18 protein-coding genes are annotated in these 18,586 nt (G+C 71.7%); 15 read left to right on the forward strand and 3 right to left on the reverse strand.

What is annotated here, in order from left to right; genetic code table 11:
* Positions 1-477: 477 nt before the first annotated feature.
* The 14 genes from ACFRKB_RS24395 to ACFRKB_RS24460 all read left to right on the forward strand — a co-directional run bounded on the left by ACFRKB_RS24395 (position 478) and on the right by ACFRKB_RS24460 (position 14,099).
* On the forward strand, positions 478-1,212 hold the full coding sequence (locus ACFRKB_RS24395) for an SRPBCC domain-containing protein (protein ID WP_383108527.1): 735 nt from the start codon (positions 478-480) through the stop codon (positions 1,210-1,212).
* Positions 1,213-1,221: 9 nt separating this feature from the next.
* Entirely contained in the window at positions 1,222-2,016 is a 795-nt protein-coding gene (locus ACFRKB_RS24400) for an aldose epimerase family protein (protein ID WP_365976494.1), read from the forward strand.
* A gap of 23 nt (positions 2,017-2,039) precedes the next feature.
* The gene (gene pyrE, locus ACFRKB_RS24405; RefSeq protein ID WP_365976495.1) at positions 2,040-2,579 is read left to right on the forward strand and encodes an orotate phosphoribosyltransferase; all 540 of its coding nucleotides are present in this window, start codon (positions 2,040-2,042) and stop codon (positions 2,577-2,579) included.
* A 154-nt stretch (positions 2,580-2,733) separates the two neighbouring features.
* Positions 2,734-3,765, forward strand: a complete 1,032-nt coding sequence (gene fbaA, locus ACFRKB_RS24410; protein WP_383108529.1) for a class II fructose-bisphosphate aldolase — start codon at positions 2,734-2,736, stop codon at positions 3,763-3,765.
* 94 nt (positions 3,766-3,859) lie between these two features.
* The gene (locus ACFRKB_RS24415) at positions 3,860-5,458 is read left to right on the forward strand and encodes an MFS transporter (RefSeq protein WP_383108530.1); all 1,599 of its coding nucleotides are present in this window, start codon (positions 3,860-3,862) and stop codon (positions 5,456-5,458) included.
* Between the two features lie 2 nt (positions 5,459-5,460).
* Positions 5,461-5,874 (forward strand): DUF3151 domain-containing protein, encoded by a 414-nt coding sequence (locus ACFRKB_RS24420; protein WP_365976498.1) that lies wholly within the window; start codon positions 5,461-5,463, stop codon positions 5,872-5,874.
* A gap of 276 nt (positions 5,875-6,150) precedes the next feature.
* The gene (locus ACFRKB_RS24425; protein ID WP_383108532.1) at positions 6,151-6,990 is read left to right on the forward strand and encodes a DUF3152 domain-containing protein; all 840 of its coding nucleotides are present in this window, start codon (positions 6,151-6,153) and stop codon (positions 6,988-6,990) included.
* 93 nt (positions 6,991-7,083) lie between these two features.
* Positions 7,084-7,929 (forward strand): tryptophan 2,3-dioxygenase family protein, encoded by an 846-nt coding sequence (locus ACFRKB_RS24430; RefSeq protein ID WP_383108533.1) that lies wholly within the window; start codon positions 7,084-7,086, stop codon positions 7,927-7,929.
* Between the two features lie 91 nt (positions 7,930-8,020).
* A complete protein-coding gene (gene kynU / locus ACFRKB_RS24435; protein ID WP_383108667.1) occupies positions 8,021-9,292 on the forward strand; it encodes a kynureninase in 1,272 nt (423 codons plus the stop codon).
* A gap of 132 nt (positions 9,293-9,424) precedes the next feature.
* A complete protein-coding gene (locus ACFRKB_RS24440; protein WP_383108534.1) occupies positions 9,425-10,309 on the forward strand; it encodes an alpha/beta hydrolase in 885 nt (294 codons plus the stop codon).
* 74 nt (positions 10,310-10,383) lie between these two features.
* On the forward strand, positions 10,384-11,292 hold the full coding sequence (locus ACFRKB_RS24445; RefSeq protein ID WP_383108535.1) for an NmrA family NAD(P)-binding protein: 909 nt from the start codon (positions 10,384-10,386) through the stop codon (positions 11,290-11,292).
* Between the two features lie 96 nt (positions 11,293-11,388).
* Positions 11,389-12,687: a sensor histidine kinase gene (locus ACFRKB_RS24450; protein WP_383108537.1), complete on the forward strand. Its 1,299-nt coding sequence runs from the start codon at positions 11,389-11,391 to the stop codon at positions 12,685-12,687.
* Positions 12,684-13,343 carry a response regulator gene (locus ACFRKB_RS24455; protein ID WP_030353201.1) on the forward strand — a complete coding sequence of 220 codons (660 nt, stop codon included), beginning with the start codon at positions 12,684-12,686 and terminating at the stop codon, positions 13,341-13,343. Before ACFRKB_RS24450 ends, ACFRKB_RS24455 begins: the two co-directional genes overlap by 4 nt.
* Before the next feature lie 162 nt (positions 13,344-13,505).
* The gene (locus ACFRKB_RS24460; RefSeq protein ID WP_383108538.1) at positions 13,506-14,099 is read left to right on the forward strand and encodes a Uma2 family endonuclease; all 594 of its coding nucleotides are present in this window, start codon (positions 13,506-13,508) and stop codon (positions 14,097-14,099) included.
* 77 nt (positions 14,100-14,176) lie between these two features.
* On the opposite strand, the gene ACFRKB_RS24465 is transcribed toward ACFRKB_RS24460, so the two are convergent.
* Both ACFRKB_RS24465 and ACFRKB_RS24470 read right to left on the reverse strand, forming a co-directional pair.
* Complete coding sequence (locus ACFRKB_RS24465; protein WP_383108539.1) at positions 14,177-15,796, reverse strand: ABC transporter permease; 1,620 nt, start codon at positions 15,794-15,796, stop codon at positions 14,177-14,179.
* Entirely contained in the window at positions 15,793-16,770 is a 978-nt protein-coding gene (locus tag ACFRKB_RS24470; RefSeq protein WP_383108540.1) for an ABC transporter ATP-binding protein, read from the reverse strand. Before ACFRKB_RS24470 ends, ACFRKB_RS24465 begins: the two co-directional genes overlap by 4 nt.
* A 105-nt stretch (positions 16,771-16,875) precedes the next feature.
* On the opposite strand from ACFRKB_RS24470, the gene ACFRKB_RS24475 reads away from it, so the two are divergent.
* Positions 16,876-17,454 (forward strand): GbsR/MarR family transcriptional regulator, encoded by a 579-nt coding sequence (locus ACFRKB_RS24475; RefSeq protein ID WP_383108541.1) that lies wholly within the window; start codon positions 16,876-16,878, stop codon positions 17,452-17,454.
* An 84-nt stretch (positions 17,455-17,538) separates the two neighbouring features.
* Here the strand turns inward: ACFRKB_RS24475 and ACFRKB_RS24480 are convergent, their stop codons facing one another.
* Positions 17,539-18,408 (reverse strand): diacylglycerol kinase catalytic domain-containing protein, encoded by an 870-nt coding sequence (locus ACFRKB_RS24480; protein ID WP_383108542.1) that lies wholly within the window; start codon positions 18,406-18,408, stop codon positions 17,539-17,541.
* Positions 18,409-18,586 lie beyond the last annotated feature (178 nt).

Consider the following 18,586-nt stretch of genomic DNA (forward strand, 5'->3'; position numbering starts at 1 on the left):
GCCGGGCCGGTCCGTGACGGGCGGTGAAGGGGGGCGCGCAGGGGTCGTGTCCGGGACACTAAAGCGTGATTTGTGGCGCGCGACCGCCCGTCTTCTGACTGTGGCCAGTTGCGCCGTAAATCATGCCGTCCCGGGCGCGAGCCCCGGAGCGCCACCCGGCGACAACCCGCACACAACCACCGGCCCGAGCCGAAACGCACCGGGACAACGCCCCCCGCCGGAGGCGCACCGCCCCGGAGCGCACCCCGGCCACAACCCGCACACAACCACCGGCCCGAGCCGAAACGCACCGGGACAACGCCCCCCGCCGGAGGCGCACCGCTCCGGAGCGCCACCCGGCGACAACCCGCACACACCCACCGGCCCGAGCCGAAACGCACCCTGGCGACAACCCGCACCCGGAAACCGGCCCCAGCCGAGACGCACCCCGGACAACGGCCCCCCACCGTGAGCCGGACGGCGCTACGCTCAGGGTTTATGGAGCATGAGGTGTTCGTTCCGGTCGCGGCAGAGGCTCTTCGGCGGGCGCTGGGGGATCCCCTTCGCGTCGCCCGTTGTGTGCCTGGGCTTCAGCGCGACGCTGAGGAGTCGGCCGGGCCGCTCTCCGGGCGTATGAAGGTGCGGGTCGGCGGCCACACGATCACCTACCGGGGCGCGTTCACGCTTGTCGAGCGGGACGGTGTCTTCGAGGTGGAGGGCGAGGGCGTGGAGGTCCGGGGGTCGGGCTCCGCCAAGTTGTCGCTCAGTGTGCGGCTGATGGAGACGCCGGACGGTACGACGCTCGTCTTCACCGGCGGATCGCGTTCGGAGGGCCGGCTCGCGGAGCTGCCCGCCGAGACGACGACCGCCGCGGCCCGTCGGCTGCTGGACCGTTTCGTCGCGCGGCTGGGGGAGGAGACGGAGCCCCCCGAGGACGTCGTGCCCATCGCGGAGGTGCTGCCGGACTTCGGGCTCGACGGGGAGACCGTCTCCGGTGAGGGGGACTTCATCATTCCGGACGAGCCGCCGGCCGAGGCCGCGCACGCGCGCCGCACCATGATCGGGCGCAGCGCCGAGGAAGTGGATCACGCACCGCCGCGTGGGCGTTACGCGCCCGTGCCCGCGCCCGACGCCGGTGGCGCGCGGGCCACGCTGCGCTGGGTCGCGCCCGCCGCCGCGCTCGCGCTCGCCTCCGCCGTGGTGGTCGGACGGGCACTGCGCCGGCGCAAGTAGTGTCGTGGTGTGAGTAGCAGCGAAGAGAGCATCCGACTGGCGGCGGGCGACGCCGAGTTGACCATCACCCCGGCGAACGGCTGCCGGATCGGGAGTCTGCGTATCGGCGGGACCGAACTGCTGCGCCAGGGCGAGCGGTACGGCTGCTTCCCGATGGTGCCGTGGTGCGGGCGGATCGAGAACGGCCAGTTCCGCAACGGCGGGGTCGTCCATCAGATGCCGCTCAACTCCCCGCCGCACGCGATCCATGGCACCGGCAGGGACACGGCCTGGCGTACGGCGCGGGTGGCCGGGAGCGAGGCGGTGTTCACGTATGACCTCGTCGACCCCTGGCCGTACAGCGGCCGGGTCACCCAGACCTTCGAGCTGACCGAGGACTCGCTGACGCTCGGGCTCGGGGTGGAGACGTATGACACGTCCTTCCCGGCGCAGGCCGGCTGGCACCCGTGGTTTCTGCGCAATCTGGGGGAGAGCGACGTGCGGGTCGATTTCGACCCGGCCTGGCAGGAGGAGCGCGGGGCCGACCATCTGCCCACCGGCCGCCGGATCACACCGCGCCCGGGGCCGTGGGACGACTGCTTCGGGATGCCCGACGGTGTCGATGTGACGCTGACCTGGCCCGAGCAGCTGGAGCTGAAGGTCACGAGCCGCGCCGAGTGGGTCGTGGTCTACGACGAGCAGGCCGAGGCGGTCTGTGTGGAGCCGCAGTCGGGTCCGCCGAACGGGCTCAATACCGCGCCCCGGCTGGTCACCCCCGTGGAGCCACTGGAGATCGCCGCGACCTGGCGCTGGCGGCGGCTCTGAGGAGAGCACTTAAGCTCGTGGGCATGACTGACGTACGGGCTGAGCTGCTGCAACTGATCAAGGACAAGGCCGTGGTGCACGGCAAGGTGACCCTCTCCTCGGGGCTTGAGGCCGACTGGTACATCGACCTGCGCCGGATCACGCTGGACGGTCATGCCGCACCGCTGGTCGGTCAGGTCATGCTCGACGCCACCGCCGATCTGGACTTCGACTGCGTCGGCGGGCTGACGCTGGGCGCCGACCCGGTGGCGACATCGATGCTGCACGCCGCCGCCGCGCGCGGGCAGCGGCTCGACGCGTTCGTCGTCCGCAAGGCGCAGAAGGCGCATGGCCTCCAGCGCCGGATCGAGGGTACGGACGTCAAGGGGCGCCGCTGTCTGGTGGTCGAGGACACCTCGACCACGGGCGGTTCGCCGCTGACGGCGGTCGAGGCGGTACGTGAGGCCGGCGGCGAGGTCGTCGCCGTCGCGGTGATCGTGGAGCGGGGGGCCGCTCCGGCGATCGCCGAGGCGGGGCTTCCGTACCTCAATGTCTATGGGCTGGATGAACTGGCTCTCGGCTGAGCTGGGCTTTCGTCCGGATCCGGCCGTTTCACGTGAAACAGCCGGGACCCAGGTGGAGTCCGTACAGGAGTCTGGAAGGATGGGGTGTGACGATGACGTCGCCCCCAGGTCAGGGACACGCACCTCTCACCCGCACATCACAAGGAGCGGCCAGATGCCCATCGCAACCCCCGAGGTCTACGCCGAGATGCTCGATCGGGCGAAGGCAGGCAAGTTCGCCTACCCGGCCATCAATGTGACCTCGTCCCAGACCCTGCACGCCGCACTGCGTGGCTTCGCGGAGGCCGAGAGCGACGGCATCATCCAGATGTCCACCGGTGGTGCGGAGTTCCTGGGCGGCCAGTACAACAAGGACATGGTGACCGGCGCGGTCGCCCTCGCCGAGTTCGCGCATATCGTCGCCGCGAAGTACGACATCACCGTCGCGCTGCACACCGACCACTGTCCCAAGGACAAGCTCGACGGCTATGTCCGTCCGCTGCTCGCCATCTCCGCCGAGCGCGTCGCCGCCGGCCGTGACCCGCTCTTCCAGTCGCACATGTGGGATGGCTCCGCCGAGACCCTCGCCGACAACCTGGCCATCGGCGAGGAGCTGCTCGCCCAGGCCGCCGCCGCCAAGATCATCCTTGAGGTCGAGATCACCCCGACCGGCGGCGAGGAGGACGGCGTCAGCCACGAGATCAACGACGAGCTGTACACCACCGTCGAGGACGCGCTGCGCACCGCCGAGGCGCTCGGTCTCGGTGAGAAGGGCCGCTACCTGCTGGCCGCGTCCTTCGGCAATGTCCACGGCGTCTACAAGCCGGGCAATGTCGTGCTCCGCCCCGAGCTGCTCAAGGACCTCCAGGACGGTGTGGCCGCCAAGTACGGCCGGGCCGCGGGCAGCCAGCCGTTCGACTTCGTCTTCCACGGCGGCTCCGGCTCCACGGCCGAGGAGATCGCCACCGCGCTGGAGAACGGCGTCGTGAAGATGAACCTCGACACCGACACCCAGTACGCCTTCACGCGTCCCGTCGCGGACCACATGCTGAAGAACTACGACGGCGTGCTGAAGGTCGACGGCGAGGTCGGCTCCAAGAAGACCTACGACCCGCGCACCTGGGGCAAGCTGGCCGAGGCCGGCATGGCCAAGCGCGTCACCGAGGCGTGCGCCGCGCTGCGTTCCACGGGTACCAAGCTGAAGTAACGCGTGAGAGGGCCCGGCACCGGTAGTGGTGCCGGGCCTTTGTCATGCCGTCCGCCGGGTCGCCACCCGGCCGCGGGGCGAGGATGATCCCCGTATGGACATCAGGCTGTCCTCCGCCCAGGGACGCTGGGTCATTCTGACGACGGTGCTCGGCTCCACCATGGCCCTGCTGGACTCCACCGTCGTCAATGTCGCGCTGCCGCACATCGGGCGGTCCCTCAACGCGGATCTCGCGGACCTCCAGTGGACCGTCAACGCGTACATGCTCACGCTGGCCGGGCTGATCCTGCTGGGCGGATCGCTCGGTGACCGGTACGGCCGGCGGCGGATCTTCGTGATCGGGGTCGTCTGGTTCGCCTGCGGTTCGCTGCTGTGCGGGATCGCGCCAAACGCTCTCGTGCTGATCATCGCCCGCGCGTTGCAGGGTGTGGGCGGGGCGCTGCTCGTTCCGGGCTCGCTCGCGATCATTCAGTCGAGCTTCCATCCGGACGACCGCGCGCGGGCCGTCGGGGTGTGGTCGGGGCTCGGCGGGGTCGGCGCGGCGGTGGGTCCGTTTCTCGGCGGCTGGCTGGTCGACGGTCCCGGCTGGCGCTGGGTGTTTCTGATCAATGTGCCGCTGGCCGCGCTGTGCGTCCCGGTGGCGCTGCGCCACGTACCGGAGACCAGGGACCCCGCGCACCACGGCCGGTTCGATGTGCTGGGCGCCTTCCTCGGTGCGGCGGCGCTGGCGCTGATCACGTACGCGCTGATCGGCAAGGCGCCCTGGTCGGGGGTGGCGGGGGTGCTGATCGCGGTCGCCTTCGTCCTGGTCGAGCGGCGCAGGAAGGACCCGATGCTGCCGCTGTCGATCTTCGCGTCCCGGCAGTTCACCTCGGTGAATGTGGTGACGCTCTGCGTGTACGCGGCGTTCGGCGGCTTCTTCTTCCTCGCGTCGCTCCAGCTCCAGGTGGTCGTCGGGTACTCGGCGCTGGGCGCGGGGGCGGCCCTGCTGCCGACGACCGTGCTGATGCTGCTGCTCTCCGCGCGCTCCGGCGCGCTGGCGGAGCGGATCGGCCCGCGGATCCCGCTCACCGTGGGGCCGCTGCTGTGCGCGGCCGGGCTGCTGCTGATGCTGCGGGTGGGCGCGGGCGCCTCGTATCTCGCGGATGTGCTGCCCGCGCTGGTGGTGCTGGGGATGGGCATGGTGACGCTGGTCGCGCCGCTGACGGCGACGGTGCTGGCCTCCGTGGACAACGCGCGGGCGGGTCTGGCCAGCGGCATCAACAACGCGGCGGCCCGCGCGGCGGGCCTGCTCGCGGTCGCCGCGCTGCCCCTGCTGGCGGGCATGGGACCGGAGACGTACCGCTCGGCGACCCAGTTCGACACCAGCTTCCACCGTGCGATGCCGCTGTGCGCGGGGGTGCTGGTGGCGGGCGCGCTGATCGCCTGGGCGACGGTACGTACGCCGAAGACGGCGGCCGACCGGATAGAGCCCGAGTGCCGGGTGAACTGCGGGCTGTCCGCACCGCCCCTGGAACAGCTGGCCGGGGACGGCGCGAGCGGGGGCGGGACGGCCGGGGACGGCGTCGGACCGGGCGGGGGACCCGGCGGCCCGGCCGGAGGTCCGGGCGGCGGACCCCGGGGCGATACGGGCGGGGGTCCGGGCGCAGGCGGGGACGCGGGGTCCGCCGGGCCGGGGCAAGGCAGACTGTAGGTATGGCCATCCATGAAAACCTCCTGGGGGGACCGCCCCCCACCCAGCTGCCCGACGATCCCGAGCCGCGTGAGCTGCTCGCGAACGGCACGCCGCCCGCCGACGTCGCCGCGAAATATCCGACCTCCTCGCTGGCCTGGGCACAGCTCGCCGACGGCGCGTTCGAGAGCGGCCGCGTCGTGGAGTCGTACGCGTACGCCAGGACCGGTTACCACCGCGGGCTCGACTCCCTGCGGCGCAGCGGATGGAAGGGGCACGGCCCGGTGCCGTGGGAGCACGAGCCGAACCGTGGCTTCCTGCGCGCCCTGCACGCGCTCGCCCGCGCCGCGCAGGCGATCGGGGAGCAGGACGAGTACGAGCGCTGCTCGACGTTCCTGCGCGATTCCTCGCCGCTCGCGGCCGACACCCTCGGCTGACCGGCTCGCTCCGCTGACCGCCCCTCCCGGGCGGCGGCGGATCTCCGCTTGATCGTTCCGCGACGGAACCTATCGAAGGCCCCGCCCGTCATCCAGGGCGCGGGCCTTCGGTCTGATCGATCGCACGCACCGCAGATCATCGGCCCGCCCCGGCACAGAGGCCCCCACCCGCGCCTCTCCCCCCACGCCGGCGTACCAGGGGAGAAGTCCGTTTTGGGTAAGCGTGCTGCCGTACGCCGAATAGGCCGCCGTGGTCGTGACCGGGTCCGTGCCCGTGTGCGCGGGAGACGCCGTCGCGGCCGTCCGCACGCCCGGCTGGTTCTGGCGGGGCTGGGCCTGGGCGCCGTGGTGCTCGGCGGGGGCGCCGCCCTCGCCGCCTGGCGTGGCGGCGATACGGCGGACAGCGGGGCCACCACGACCGCCGACGTGATCAACGAGTCCCCCGTCGCGCCGCCCCCGGAGTCCCCGGCCCCGCCCCCGCCGTCCCCGGAACCGCCGCCGCCGTCGCCCAGTGAGCGCGCCGAGGAGGAGTCCCCGCTCACGTCGTCCGATGTCCCCGCCTCAGGACCCGGCACCTTCACCACCGCGCGGACCGACGGCGACCCCGTCGGCGAGGGACCGCTGCGCCGCTATCGCGTCCAGGTCGAGAACGGGATCGACATCTCCGCGAAAGAGGCGGCGGCCGAGATAGAGCGGATACTCGACCATCCGCGCGGCTGGGCCGCGCACGGCCGGGGCTCCTTCCAACTGGTCTCCGCGAACGCCGACTTCGTCATCCGTATCGCCACCCCCGCCACCGCCGACAAGCTCTGCGGCGCCCAGGGACTCGACACCCACGGCGAGCTGAACTGCGAGACCGTGGACGGTGTCGTGGTCAATCTGCGGCGCTGGGTCCTGGGGTCCCCGACGTTCGACGGGCCGGCCTCCGAGTACCGGCATCTGATCATCAACCACGAGGTCGGCCACGAGATCGGCCTGCGCCGGCATCTGGGCTGTTCGGGCCCCGGCCGGCCGGCCCCGGTGATGATGCAGCAGATCAAGGGCCTGGACGGCTGCGCATCCAACGCCTGGCCGTACGACGAGAACGGGAAGTACATCACAGGCCCCGAACTATGACTCCGGATTATGATGCGGAGAGGGGACCGGGGCTCCGTAACCAACACGGAAGGGGCGGACCGCTACCCGGCAGCACATATCGAGGAGACAGCGATGTCGCACGCCCCCGATGTCCCCGAAGCCGGTTCGGAAGCCCCGAATCTCGACTTCGCCGGGACCACCCCGTACGAGGACTACGTCCAGGCGGACGTCCTCACCCATCTCCAGCACCCGCGCTCCGACGACCCCGGCGAGATGGTCTTCCTCGTCACCACACAGGTCATGGAGCTGTGGTTCACCGTCCTCGTCCATGAGTGGGAGACCGCGTCCCGCGCGCTGCGCGAGGACCGGATCCCGGTGGCGGTCGACGCGCTCAAGCGGTCCGTACGCGAGCTGGAAGCGCTCAACGCCTCCTGGAAGCCGCTCGCGCAGCTGACGCCCGCGCAGTTCAACGCGTACCGCGGCGCGCTCGGCGAGGGCTCCGGCTTCCAGTCGGCGATGTACCGGCGCATGGAGTTCCTGCTCGGTGACAAGTCCGCGTCGATGCTCGTCCCGCACCGGGGCGCGCCGCGCGTCCACGCCGAGCTGGAGAAGGCGCTCCAGGAGCCCAGCCTGTACGACGAGGTCCTGCGGCTGCTCGCGCGGCGCGGACTGCCGGTGCCGGCGGAGGTGCTCGGCCGCGATCTCGCGCAGCGGTACGAGCCGTCGCGGGCGGTCGAGGAGATCTGGGCCGCGATATACGGGGAGCCCGATCAGCACACCGAACTCATCCGGCTCGGCGAGGCGTTGACGGATGTCGCCGAGCTGGTGTGGCGATGGCGCAACGACCATCTGGTGGCGACCCGGCGGGCGATGGGCTCCAAGACCGGTACGGGCGGCTCCGCGGGCGTGGCCTGGCTGGAGAAGCGGGCCACGAAGAACGTGTTCCCCGAGCTGTGGACGGCGCGCAGCCATGTCTGACTCACCCGAGACCGCCGGGACCGCCGGGACCGCCGGGACCTCCCGGGAACACCACGCGTCCCAGGACAAGTCCCTCGCCGTACAGGCCGCGATGCTCGACTCCGCCGACGAACTGGCCGCACTGCGCGACCTGTTCGCCCTCCACGACGACTCCGTCTATCTCGACGGGAACTCGCTGGGCGCGCTGCCCCGCCATGTCCCCGAGCGTGTGCAGGATGTGATCACCCGCCAGTGGGGCGAGCTGCGTATCCGCTCCTGGACCGAGGGCGGCTGGTGGACCGCGCCCGAGCGGATCGGCGACCGTATCGCCCCGCTCGTGGGCGCGGGGCCGGGACAGATCGTGGTCGGCGACTCCACCAGCGTCAATGTCTTCAAGGCCGTGGTGGGCGCGGTACGGCTGCTGGACCCGGCGGAGCCGGCCAGGGACGAGATCCTCGTCGACGCCACGACCTTCCCCACGGACGGGTACATCGCCCGCTCCGCGGCCCGGATGACCGGCCTGCCGATCGTCCCCGTCGACCCGGAGAAGCTGCTCGGCGCGCTCGGGCCGCGTACCGCCGTCGTCCTCGTCAACCATGTCGACTTCCGGACCGGCCGGCTGCACGACCTTCCCCGGATCACCGCCGCCGTGCACGAGGCCGGGGCGCTCGCGGTCTGGGATCTGTGCCACAGCGCGGGCGCCCTGCCGGTCGGGCTGGACGCGCACGGCGTGGACCTCGCGGTGGGCTGCACGTACAAGTACCTGAACGGCGGGCCCGGTTCGCCCGCCTTCCTCTATGTCGCCGAGCGCCACCAGGCCCGCTTCGACTCCCCGCTGCCCGGCTGGAACGGGCACACCGACCCGTTCGCGATGTCCCAGGACTTCGCGGCGGCGGACGGCGCGGTACGGGGCCGGGTCGGCACCCCCGACATCCTCTCCATGCTGGCCCTGGAGGCGGCCCTCGACGTATGGGAGGGGGTGAGCCTGGCGGCGGTACGGGAGAAGAGCCTCGCGCTCACGGACTTCTTCCTGGAGTGCGTGGAGGCGTACGCGCCGCAGGGCCGGGTCCGTTCGCTCACCCCCGCCGCGCACGCCGAGCGCGGCAGCCAGATCGCGCTGCGCTGCGCCGAGGCGCCCGCCGTCATGGCGGCGCTCATCGCCCGGGGGATCGTCGGGGATCTGCGCAGGCCGGACGTGTTGCGCTTCGGATTCACCCCGCTCTATACGGGTTTCGCCGACGCGGAACGGGCGGCGAGGGTCCTCGGCGAGGTCCTGCGGGAGGTGCCGGCCGAAGGCCCGGCCGGGGACGCGGCGGGGAACGCGGCCGGGGACGCGGCGGCCCCGGCGGAGGGTTCGGTGCAGGGCTCGGCCGACGAGGTGTGACAACTGAGGCCACAGTGACCCGGCGGTCGCCCGTGCGGCCGCCGGGGATCGGGGTGATCGGGTCCCCGCGGGGCTGATAGCGTCCCCGCTGATCAGGTCAATTCGGCCCCCGTACCGAAAGGTTGGAGCAAGATGCCGGACCCCGCCGCGCACGATGCCCTTGCTCGTGACGCCGCAGAGACCGAATCGGTCTTCTCCCATCCGGTCGTCCGGCCCGATGCCACCGCCGCGTACGGCGAGCACCCTGATCAGGTGATCGACTTCTACGCTCCCCGGGGCAACCAGGAGCGCGTGCCGCTGGTCGTCGTCCTCCACGGCGGCGCCTGGCGCGCGGCGTACGACCGTACGCATATGACCCCTTTCGCGGACTTCCTGGCGCGGCGCGGATTCGCCGTCGCCAATGTCGAGTACCGGCGGGGTCCCGCGGTCCCGCAGCAGGGCGGCGGGCCGCCGGTGGCGGGGCGCTGGCCCGAGACGTTCGACGATGTGGCCGCGGCGATGGACGCGCTGCCCGCGCTGGCCGCCGGCGCGCTGCCGCAGGCCGACGCGCGGCGGACCGTACTGACCGGCCACTCCGCGGGCGGCCATCTCGCGCTGTGGGCGGCGGCCCGGCATGTGCTCCCGGCGGGCTCGCCCTGGCGGCTGCCGCAGCCCCCGCCGCTGCGCGGGGTCGTCGCGCTGGCGCCGATCGCGGATCTCGTACGCGCCGTGGAGCTGGATGTGTGCGGCGGGGCCATCCTCCAACTGCTCGGCGGTGATGAGCGGTTCGAGCAGCGCAGGGGGAGCGCGGACCCGGCGGTGCTGCTGCCGACGGGGATCGCGACGGCGGTGGTCCAGGGCCGTACGGACCTCACCGTGCCGCACACCGTCTCCGAGGCGTTCGTGGACGCGGCCGGGCGGGCGGGCGAGATGGTGGGGCTGACGCTGCTGGAGGAGGTCGGTCACTTCCCGCTGATCGACCCGGCGGCGGACGCGTGCGCGGTGGTGGCGGAGGAGATCGCCCAGCTCGCCTGGTGACCGAGACGTCGTCCGGGCGGGGCGGGGCGGAGACGCGGACAGAAACCGACCGCAAGTCCTCCTACGGTCTCCCCATGACCAAGAACACCGGGACCACCGGGACCAAGAACACCGGCCAGACCGTGCTCGTGACCGGCGCCACCGGAACCGTCGGCCGCCAGGTCGTCGCCGAACTCCTCCGCCGCGGCCACACCGTCCGTGCGCTCACCCGTGACCCCGAGAAGGCGAAGGCCGGCCTGCTCACCGACTTCCCGTCCGGCGTCCCGGGCGTCTCCGGCGTCTCCGGCGTCGAGGTCGTACGGGGTGACCTCAGCGACCCCGCGAGCCTCGCCCCCGCCCTCGACGGTGTCACCGGGCTGCATCTGATCACCTTCGGCGGCGCGATGTTCGCGCCGCTGGAGACCGGACCCGAGATCGTGGAGCTGGCCCGGAAGGCCGGAGTCCGGCGGGTGACCGTTCTCTTCGGCGGCGAGGAGACCCCGCTCCAGCGGGCCGTCGAGGCGAGCGGACTGGACTGGACCGTGGTGCAGCCCGTCGAGTTCATGTCCAACGCGCTGGAGTGGGCCGAGGCGATCCGTACGGAGGACACCGTGCGCGAGCCGTTCACCGGCCGGCTGAGCGCCATGATCCACGAGGCCGACATCGGCGCGGTCGCGGCGGTCGCGCTCACCGAGGAGGGGCACGCGGGCCGTACGTATCTGATCACCGGGCCCGAGACACTCACCGTGCGGGACAAGGTGGACGCGCTGGCGGCGGCCCGGGGCCGGGCGATCGCGCTCGTGGAGCTGACGGAGGAGGCCGCGAAGGAGCGGTGGCGCGCGGCGGGCCATCCCGAGGACGTGATCGACTTCCTGATCATGGTGTACCGCGACACCCCGCCCGAGGGCAGGACCGTGGTCGGCACGGTCGAGGAGGTCACCGGCAGGCCGGCCCGTACGTTCGCGCAGTGGGCGGAAGAGCACGCGGCGGTGTTCCGCGCCTGAGCGGAGAAGCGTGCGCCCAGTAGTACCTGGGACGGACGGGCAAGGATCCGCTTCGCAGGTGACGACCCCGTCCCTCCCTCCGCTTACCGTGGCAACGTGACCCAGACAGACACCGGGAAGACCCGGAGCCCTGAGATCCGCTTGGCTGCGGACCTGATCAGCGGCCTGCGCGAGGACCTCTTCCACGATGCCTTCGCCTACCGTCCGCTCAAGCCCATGCGGACCGACGGCCCGCTCACCCGCCGGCTGCCGGGCCGGATACGTGAGTACGCGGCCTGGACCCCGCACGCCGTGATCGTGGCGTGCGCGCTGGTGGTGCTGTTCGTCGGCTTCTCCGAGGCCGGCAGTCTGCTCGGCCTCCTTCCGGCGATTCCGGTACTGCTCACCATGGTGAGGCCGATCGGCGCCTGGTGGCTGTCGCTGGGAGCCTCCGGCGTGCTGGGTTTCATCGGATTCGGCGACTGGCCGTGGGGCGCGTCCACTGGGCTCGGGTATCTCACAGTGCTGACGGTCGCCGCGATCCGTACCCGCCCGCGCACGGGTGCCTACATGTGGGCTGCCACGGCGGCGTACGGGTTCTTCGCGGAGGTTCTGTTCACCCGTGGCTACGGGTCCGGAGCCCCCGGCACGATGGTGATTCTCTTCCTCTCCGCGCTCGTCCTGCTGACCGTGACCGTGCGGCACGTCCGCCGGGAGGCGAAGCAGGAGGTCGCCGCCCAGCAGAGCGTCACCGCCGTCGAACGCGACCGGCGCACGCTGCTGGAGGAGCGCACCACCATCGCCCGCGAGCTGCACGATGTGGTCGCGCACCATATGTCGGTCGTCGCGATCCAGGCCGAGGCCGCCCCGTACCGTGTGGAGAACCCACCGCCCGAGCTTGAGCAGGCGTTCGCCACGATCCGGGAGAACGCCGTCGCCGCGCTGACCGAGCTGCGCCGGGTCCTCGGGGTCGTACGGGCGGAGGACTACCAGGCGCCCGACGCCCCGCAGCCCACGCTCGCCGATCTCGACGGGCTGCTCGGGAACGTCCGGGACGCGGGGCTGACCGTGGAGAAGGCGATCACCGGATCCGTCCGGACGCTGCCGCAGGGCGTGGAGCTCTCGGCGTACCGCATCGTGCAGGAAGCCCTGAGCAACGCGCTCCGGCACGCGCCGGGGTCGACCGCGCGGGTCGAGATCTCGTACGTACTGGGCGGCCTCGGCCTGCGGATCGTGAACACGCCGCCGCGCGGCCTGGTCAAACCGTCGCCCGGCTCTGGGCACGGCATCACGGGGATGCGGGAGCGTGTCACGATGCTGAACGGCGAGATGACCGCGGACCTCCTGGAGGACGGCGGCTACGAGGTCGCGGCCTTCATTCCGGTGGCCGCCGTGCAGGACGGGGACGCGTCATGACCATCCGGGTACTGATCGTCGACGATCAGGTGATGGTCCGCGAGGGCTTCTCGGTCCTGCTGAACGCGATGCCGGACATCGAGGTCGTCGGCGAGGCGGTGAACGGCCGCGAGGCCGTCGGCCAGGTCGCCGCGCTCCACCCCGACGTGGTGCTGATGGACATCCGTATGCCGGAGCTGAACGGCATCGAGGCGACCCGCGAGATCGTCGCGGCGAACGCCGACGCGAAGGTGCTGGTGCTGACCACCTTCGACCTCGACGAGTACGTCTACCAGGCGCTGCGCGCCGGCGCCTCGGGCTTCCTGCTGAAGGACGCCTCGGCTCGCCAACTGGCCGACGGCGTACGGGTGGTGGCCTCCGGCGAGGCACTGCTCGCACCGACCGTCACGCGCCGCCTGATCACGGAGTTCTCCAAACTCTCGGAGACCCCGCGCGCCCCGGCGATGGCCCGGATCGGCGATCTCACGGAGCGCGAGACGGAGGTCCTGGTCCTGATCGCGCAGGGCCTGTCCAACGCGGAGATCGCCGAGCACCTGGTGGTCGCGGAGTCCACGATCAAGACGCATGTGAGCCGCATCCTGGTGAAGCTGGGCCTGCGGGACCGTACGCAGGCGGCGGTATTCGCGTACGAGGCGCGGCTGGTGACTCCGGGCTGAGCCGGTGACCCGGGCTGAGCCGGTGTCCTCGGCTGAGCCGATACCGAGCGGGGTGGCGAGCACCGGTCATTTGATCACTCGCGCGGGTGATCGCACCGGAAGGAACCGTTTCGTCCGCTCGGGGGCACGTCACGCTGGTGTCCGCCTGACAGGAGGTGCACCATGACAGTTATGGCAGAGCGCGCGGTCCAGATGTCCGTCGAGGAGTTCGAGAAGATCGCCCGACTCGTCGAGAGGGAGTCCGACACCGTCAGGTTGGAGTTCATCAACGGACGGATCGGGTTCAAGGGTATGACGGACGGCGACCACAGCGAGATCATCAGGTGGCTGCAACAGCGCTGCATGCGGGTTCGGTCCGACCTGTGGCTGTACGCGGGGGGCGAGTTGGGGCTGCTGGTCGAGGAGTACCGCAAGGGCCGGGCCAAACCCGACGCCGTCCTTGCCCCGGAGAAGACCTTCGCCGGACAGGGGGACTGGGCCGACCCGGCACGCGTGTTGATGACGGTCGAAGTCACGTCGTACGACCGGGACACGGACCGGCGGGACCGCAAGGAGAAGCCCGCTGCCTATGCTGCCGCAGGCATCCCGCTCTATCTGCTGATCGATCGCGACCATGGCACGGTCACCGTGCACAGTGATCCGGCGGCGGACGGCTACGGCTATCTCCACGTGGCGGACTTCGGCAAGAAGATCGTCCTCCCCGACCCCGTAGGCATTGAGCTCGACACCGAGGAATTGAAGAACTACGTCCGCTGACGCGGGCGTCGCCGCGCATCGGCCCGCCTTGTCCACAGCCTGTGGACAAGGCGGGCCGATACCCGTCCCCGGTCAGTTCAGGTCAGCAGATCCCGGCGGCGCAGCCCCGCCAGCCCCGTCCCCACCAGCGCCACCGCCAGCGCCGTCAGCACCGCCACCGGCGTCCACGCCATCTCCCCGCCCGGCAGCTTCGGCAGATGTCCGAACGGCGACAGGTTCATCACCGACTGCGGCAGATCCAGCGCCGGGCCGATCCAGCCCAGGGCCAGCGCCAGGCCCGCGACGGCCCAGGCGGCCACGGCGGCCTTCGGGAAGACGCCGTACAGCAGGACCGCCAGCGCGCCGAGCACCCAGACCGCGGGCAGCTGGACCAGGGCGGCGCCCAGGATGGCCGGGAAGCGTGCGCCGTATCCGAGGAAGAGGCCCAGACCGCCGAGCGCCATGATCAGGACCGCGCCGCCGAAGGCGATCACCAGATGGCCGGCGGCCCAGCGGAGACGGCCGACCGCGCCCGCGAGCACCGGTTCCGCGCGCTGGCCGGTCTCCTCGGCGTACAGCCGCAGCACCGACGCGACCACATACAGCGCGGCGACCATCCCCAGGATGCCGACCATCGCGGCGAGGAAGGCATCCGTCAGTCCCTGCTGGCCGCCCATCCGCTGGATGATCTCCTGGGTCTGCTGGTTGTCGCCGACCAGGTCCGCCGCGCCGTCGGTGATACCGCCGAACATGATCCCGGCGAGCAGGAAGCCGCTTCCCCAGCCCAGCACGCTGCCGCGCTGGAGGCGCCACGCGAGCCCGCCCGCCGTGCCGAGTGTGCCCGCCGCCGGTCCCGGTCGCGCCGGCAGGAAGCTCATGCCGAGGTCGCGCCGGCCCGCCAGGGTGTACGCGAGGACCGCCTGTACGGCGATCGCGGCCAGCAGGACGAGCAGCACCCACCAGCGTTCGCCCGCGAAGGCGCGTACGTTCTCGGCCCAGCCGATCGGGGAGAGCCAGGTCAGCGGGGACGAGCCGTCGTCGGCCGACGCGTCGCCCGCCGCTTTGAGGACGAACGCGGCGCCGATGACGGCGGCCGTCAGCCCCTTCGCGAGCCGCGCGTTCTCGGTGATCTGCGCGGCGATGGCGGCGGTGCAGGCGAAGAGCATGCCGACCCCGCCGGTCGCGAGGCCGAGCGCCAGCGCGCCGGTCGCGGCCTGCCCGTTGCCGACGAGCCCGGCGGCGATCGCCAGGACCAGCGCGCCGTTGGCGATCAGCGCCGTGAGCAGCGCGGCGGTCAGCGGCGCGCGCCGCCCGACCATCGCCGACGAGAGCATCTCCTGACGGCCCGTCTCCTCTTCCTCCCGGGTGTGCCGTACGACGATGACCAGGCTCATCACCGCCGCGAGCGCGGCCCCGAAGGCGATCATGCGCCAGGAGGTGAGCCCGCCCACGGAGTCGCTGAAGACCGGTCCGTACAGGGCGCGCAGCGAGCCGTTGGCGGACATCGACCGGACGAGGTCGGCCCGTTTGGCGTCCGTGTCGTACAGCGCCGAGACGGACTGCGTGACGGACAGGAACGAGGCGCCGAGCACCAGTACCCACACCGGCAGGATGATCCGGTCCCGGCGCAGGGCGAGCCTCAGCAGCGTGCCCGTACCTGCCAGTTGCCGGGTGCCGCCGGTGCGCGCCATCGGTACGGCCAGGGTGGTGGCGGTCATGACGCGACCGCCCGGCCCGCCGCGTAGGTGTCATCGGCGTCATCGGCCGCGTAGTGGCGCATGAACAGCTCCTCCAGGGTGGGCGGAGTGCTGGTCAGCGAGCGGATGCCGGACTCGGAGAGCGAGCGCAGCACGGCGTCCAGCTTGTCGGTGTCGACCTGGAGCCTGACCCGCTTCCCCTGGATGTCGAGGTCGTGCACGCCGGGGAGCCGCCCCAGTCCGTTCGGCTCGCCGGACAGCTCCGCGCTCACGCTCGTACGGGTCAGATGGCGCAGCTCGGAGAGCGAACCCGACTCGACGGTCACGCCCTTGCGGATGATGCTCACCCGGTCGCAGAGCGCCTCGACCTCGCTCAGCACATGGCTGGAGAGGAGCACGGTCCTGCCCCGGTCGCGCTCCTCCTCGACGCACCGCTGGAAGACCTCCTCCATCAACGGGTCGAGTCCGGAGGTCGGTTCGTCGAGGATCAGCAGATCGACGTCCGAGGCGAACGCGGCGACGAGCGCGACCTTCTGGCGGTTGCCCTTGGAGTACGTACGCCCCTTCTTGGTGGGGTCCAGCTCGAAGCGCTCGACGAGCTCGGCCCGCCGGGCCGCGTCGAGTCCGCCCGCCCGTCGCCCACCACCACCCTGCCTGACGCGCTTCGCGCGGCCCCCATTACGCAGCCGCCCGTACAGATCGATGACCTCGCCGCCGGAGAGGTTGCGCCACAGGGTCACGTCCCCGGGTACGTAGGCCACGCGCCGGTGCAGTTCGACCGCGTCCTTCCACGGGTCGCGGCCGAGGAGCTGGGCCGCGCCGGAGTCGGCGCGCAGCAGTCCGAGGAGGACTCTGATGGTGGTGGACTTGCCGGCTCCGTTGGGGCCGAGGAAGCCATGGACCTCACCGGCCTCGACGGCGAGGTCAAGGCCGTCCAGCGCGTGTGTCCGGCCGAACGACTTGTGCAGTCCGGCGACGGTGATTGCCTTCGTCATGCTTCGGAACGTACGCTACTTTCATAAAGTTGTGAAGTTAAGGAAGTGTAAAAAGGGTTCGGGTTAAGATCGAGGGGGACGCCGAGCAGGGGAGACGATGGGCCGATGAGCAGCGAGGACCAGCGCGGGGGCGCGAACGGGAACGGGAGCGCGGACGGCGCCCGGCGGGACGAGGAGGCCGTGACCCGCTTCGTGGAGCGCTTCGCGGCCGATATGACCGAGGCCGGGATGCAGCGCACGGCCTCCCGGGTCTTCGCGGCGCTGCTCAGCTCGGACGACGCGAGCATGACCTCCGCCGAGCTGAGCGAACAGCTCCAGATCAGCCCCGCGGCCGTCTCGGGGGCGGTCCGCTATCTGACGCAGGTCAGCATGATCGGCAGAGAACGCGACCCGGGCTCGCGCCGCGACCGCTACCGGCTGCACACCCAGCCCTGGTACGCCACTCTCACCCAGCGCGAGAATGTACTGAGCCGCTGGGAGAGCACCCTGCGCGAGGGCGCCGAGACGCTCGGCCGGGACACCCCGGCGGGGGCGCGGGTGGCGGAGACGGTCGAGTTCTTCGAGTTCCTCCAGCAGGAACTGTTCGCGCTGCTGGACCGCTGGAAGGACCGCCAGGAGACGAGGCGCGCGGCGGAGGCCCGGGGGGCGGGCACGGGTATGGGTACGGGTGCGGGTACGGGCTGAGGTGCGAGGGCTGTCCCTGGCGTACCGGGGCTGCTGACGGCGTACCGGGGCTCCTGACGTACGAGGCCCCTGACGTGACGAGGGCTATCCGGAGACCGCTCCCGCTGCCGCCCCCGCTGGAAGCGTCAGCTGCCACGCCCCTGGCCGGAGCGTCCACGTCCGTGTCCGGACCGGGCCCGTGACGCGGGTGTCCGCGCGGTAGCGGAAGTCCGCGCCCGAGACCGTGACGGACAGCGCGCTGGCGCGCACCGGCTCGGCCGAGGCGTGCGTACGGATCACGACCTCGGCGCGCCCGCCCCGGGAGGACACCCGTACGCCCTCGACCGGCTCGTCCAGATCGTTCAGCAGCACGCCGTCCGCCTCCACTCTCAGCCGATGGTGCGTATGTGCCGCGAACACATACGGGACCGGCCGTACGAGCGTGCGGACCAGGGAGCGGCAGGTGTGCCAGACCGATCCCGCCGGCGACCCCGCCGCCGGGACCGTGCCCCGCGCGCGCGTCGCGGGCAGCGCCGGGATCCGCAGATCCCCCAGCACCACCCCGTCGCTGTCGTCGACCAGCAGATCGAGCCGGCGCGCCGCGCCGTCCAGCACGGCCCGCGCCGCCGCCACCGCGCCCGTGGGCACGCCCAGGGAGCGGGCCAGCTCCACGGAAGCGCCGATCGGCACCAGCGACAGCGCCCCCGAGGCCAGCTCCCGTTCCCGGTGGAGGAGGGCGACGGTCCGCAGCAGCGCCCGGTCGTCGCCCACGACCACCGGCCGTCTGCTGCCCCGGCGGGCCAGCGCCCGCGCGAATTCCTCGGGACCGTCGGGGAGGCAGTACTTCACCGCCGCACCCGCGCTCAGCACGTCCTTCGCGATCCGGACCGATTCGCCGTCGGTCCTGCGGGCGAAGGGGTCGATGACCACCAGAAGCTGTTGCGCACCGTTCTCGGCGGGCTCTGGAGCCGACACCTCGGTCCTTCCTCGGGTAGCATCTTTGTGCAAGAGCCCCTTGCGCTATTGCGCCAGGGGCTTCGTCTATTCCGGGGCATCCGGTTCGACGGTCAGGACCGCGTCGTACGACGTAGTGCGATGTCATACGCGTAGATATGGCGTACACGCGCCGTATGAACGGCGTTTGCGCGCCCCC

The organism is Streptomyces scopuliridis (assembly GCF_042790125.1).
GTDB classification, from domain to species: domain Bacteria; phylum Actinomycetota; class Actinomycetes; order Streptomycetales; family Streptomycetaceae; genus Streptomyces; species Streptomyces scopuliridis_A.

Coding starts and splice junctions, on each gene's coding strand:
- ACFRKB_RS24440 (WP_383108534.1), top strand. CDS start 9,425: ATGCCGGACCCCGCCGCGCACGATGCCCTTGCTCGTGACGCCGCAGAG.
- ACFRKB_RS24465 (WP_383108539.1), bottom strand. CDS start 15,796: ATGACCGCCACCACCCTGGCCGTACCGATGGCGCGCACCGGCGGCACC.
- ACFRKB_RS24420 (WP_365976498.1), top strand. CDS start 5,461: ATGGCCATCCATGAAAACCTCCTGGGGGGACCGCCCCCCACCCAGCTG.
- ACFRKB_RS24430 (WP_383108533.1), top strand. CDS start 7,084: ATGTCGCACGCCCCCGATGTCCCCGAAGCCGGTTCGGAAGCCCCGAAT.
- pyrE (WP_365976495.1), top strand. CDS start 2,040: ATGACTGACGTACGGGCTGAGCTGCTGCAACTGATCAAGGACAAGGCC.
- ACFRKB_RS24460 (WP_383108538.1), top strand. CDS start 13,506: ATGACAGTTATGGCAGAGCGCGCGGTCCAGATGTCCGTCGAGGAGTTC.
- ACFRKB_RS24415 (WP_383108530.1), top strand. CDS start 3,860: ATGGACATCAGGCTGTCCTCCGCCCAGGGACGCTGGGTCATTCTGACG.
- ACFRKB_RS24455 (WP_030353201.1), top strand. CDS start 12,684: ATGACCATCCGGGTACTGATCGTCGACGATCAGGTGATGGTCCGCGAG.
- ACFRKB_RS24445 (WP_383108535.1), top strand. CDS start 10,384: ATGACCAAGAACACCGGGACCACCGGGACCAAGAACACCGGCCAGACC.
- ACFRKB_RS24395 (WP_383108527.1), top strand. CDS start 478: ATGGAGCATGAGGTGTTCGTTCCGGTCGCGGCAGAGGCTCTTCGGCGG.
- fbaA (WP_383108529.1), top strand. CDS start 2,734: ATGCCCATCGCAACCCCCGAGGTCTACGCCGAGATGCTCGATCGGGCG.
- ACFRKB_RS24470 (WP_383108540.1), bottom strand. CDS start 16,770: ATGACGAAGGCAATCACCGTCGCCGGACTGCACAAGTCGTTCGGCCGG.
- ACFRKB_RS24475 (WP_383108541.1), top strand. CDS start 16,876: ATGAGCAGCGAGGACCAGCGCGGGGGCGCGAACGGGAACGGGAGCGCG.
- kynU (WP_383108667.1), top strand. CDS start 8,021: ATGCTCGACTCCGCCGACGAACTGGCCGCACTGCGCGACCTGTTCGCC.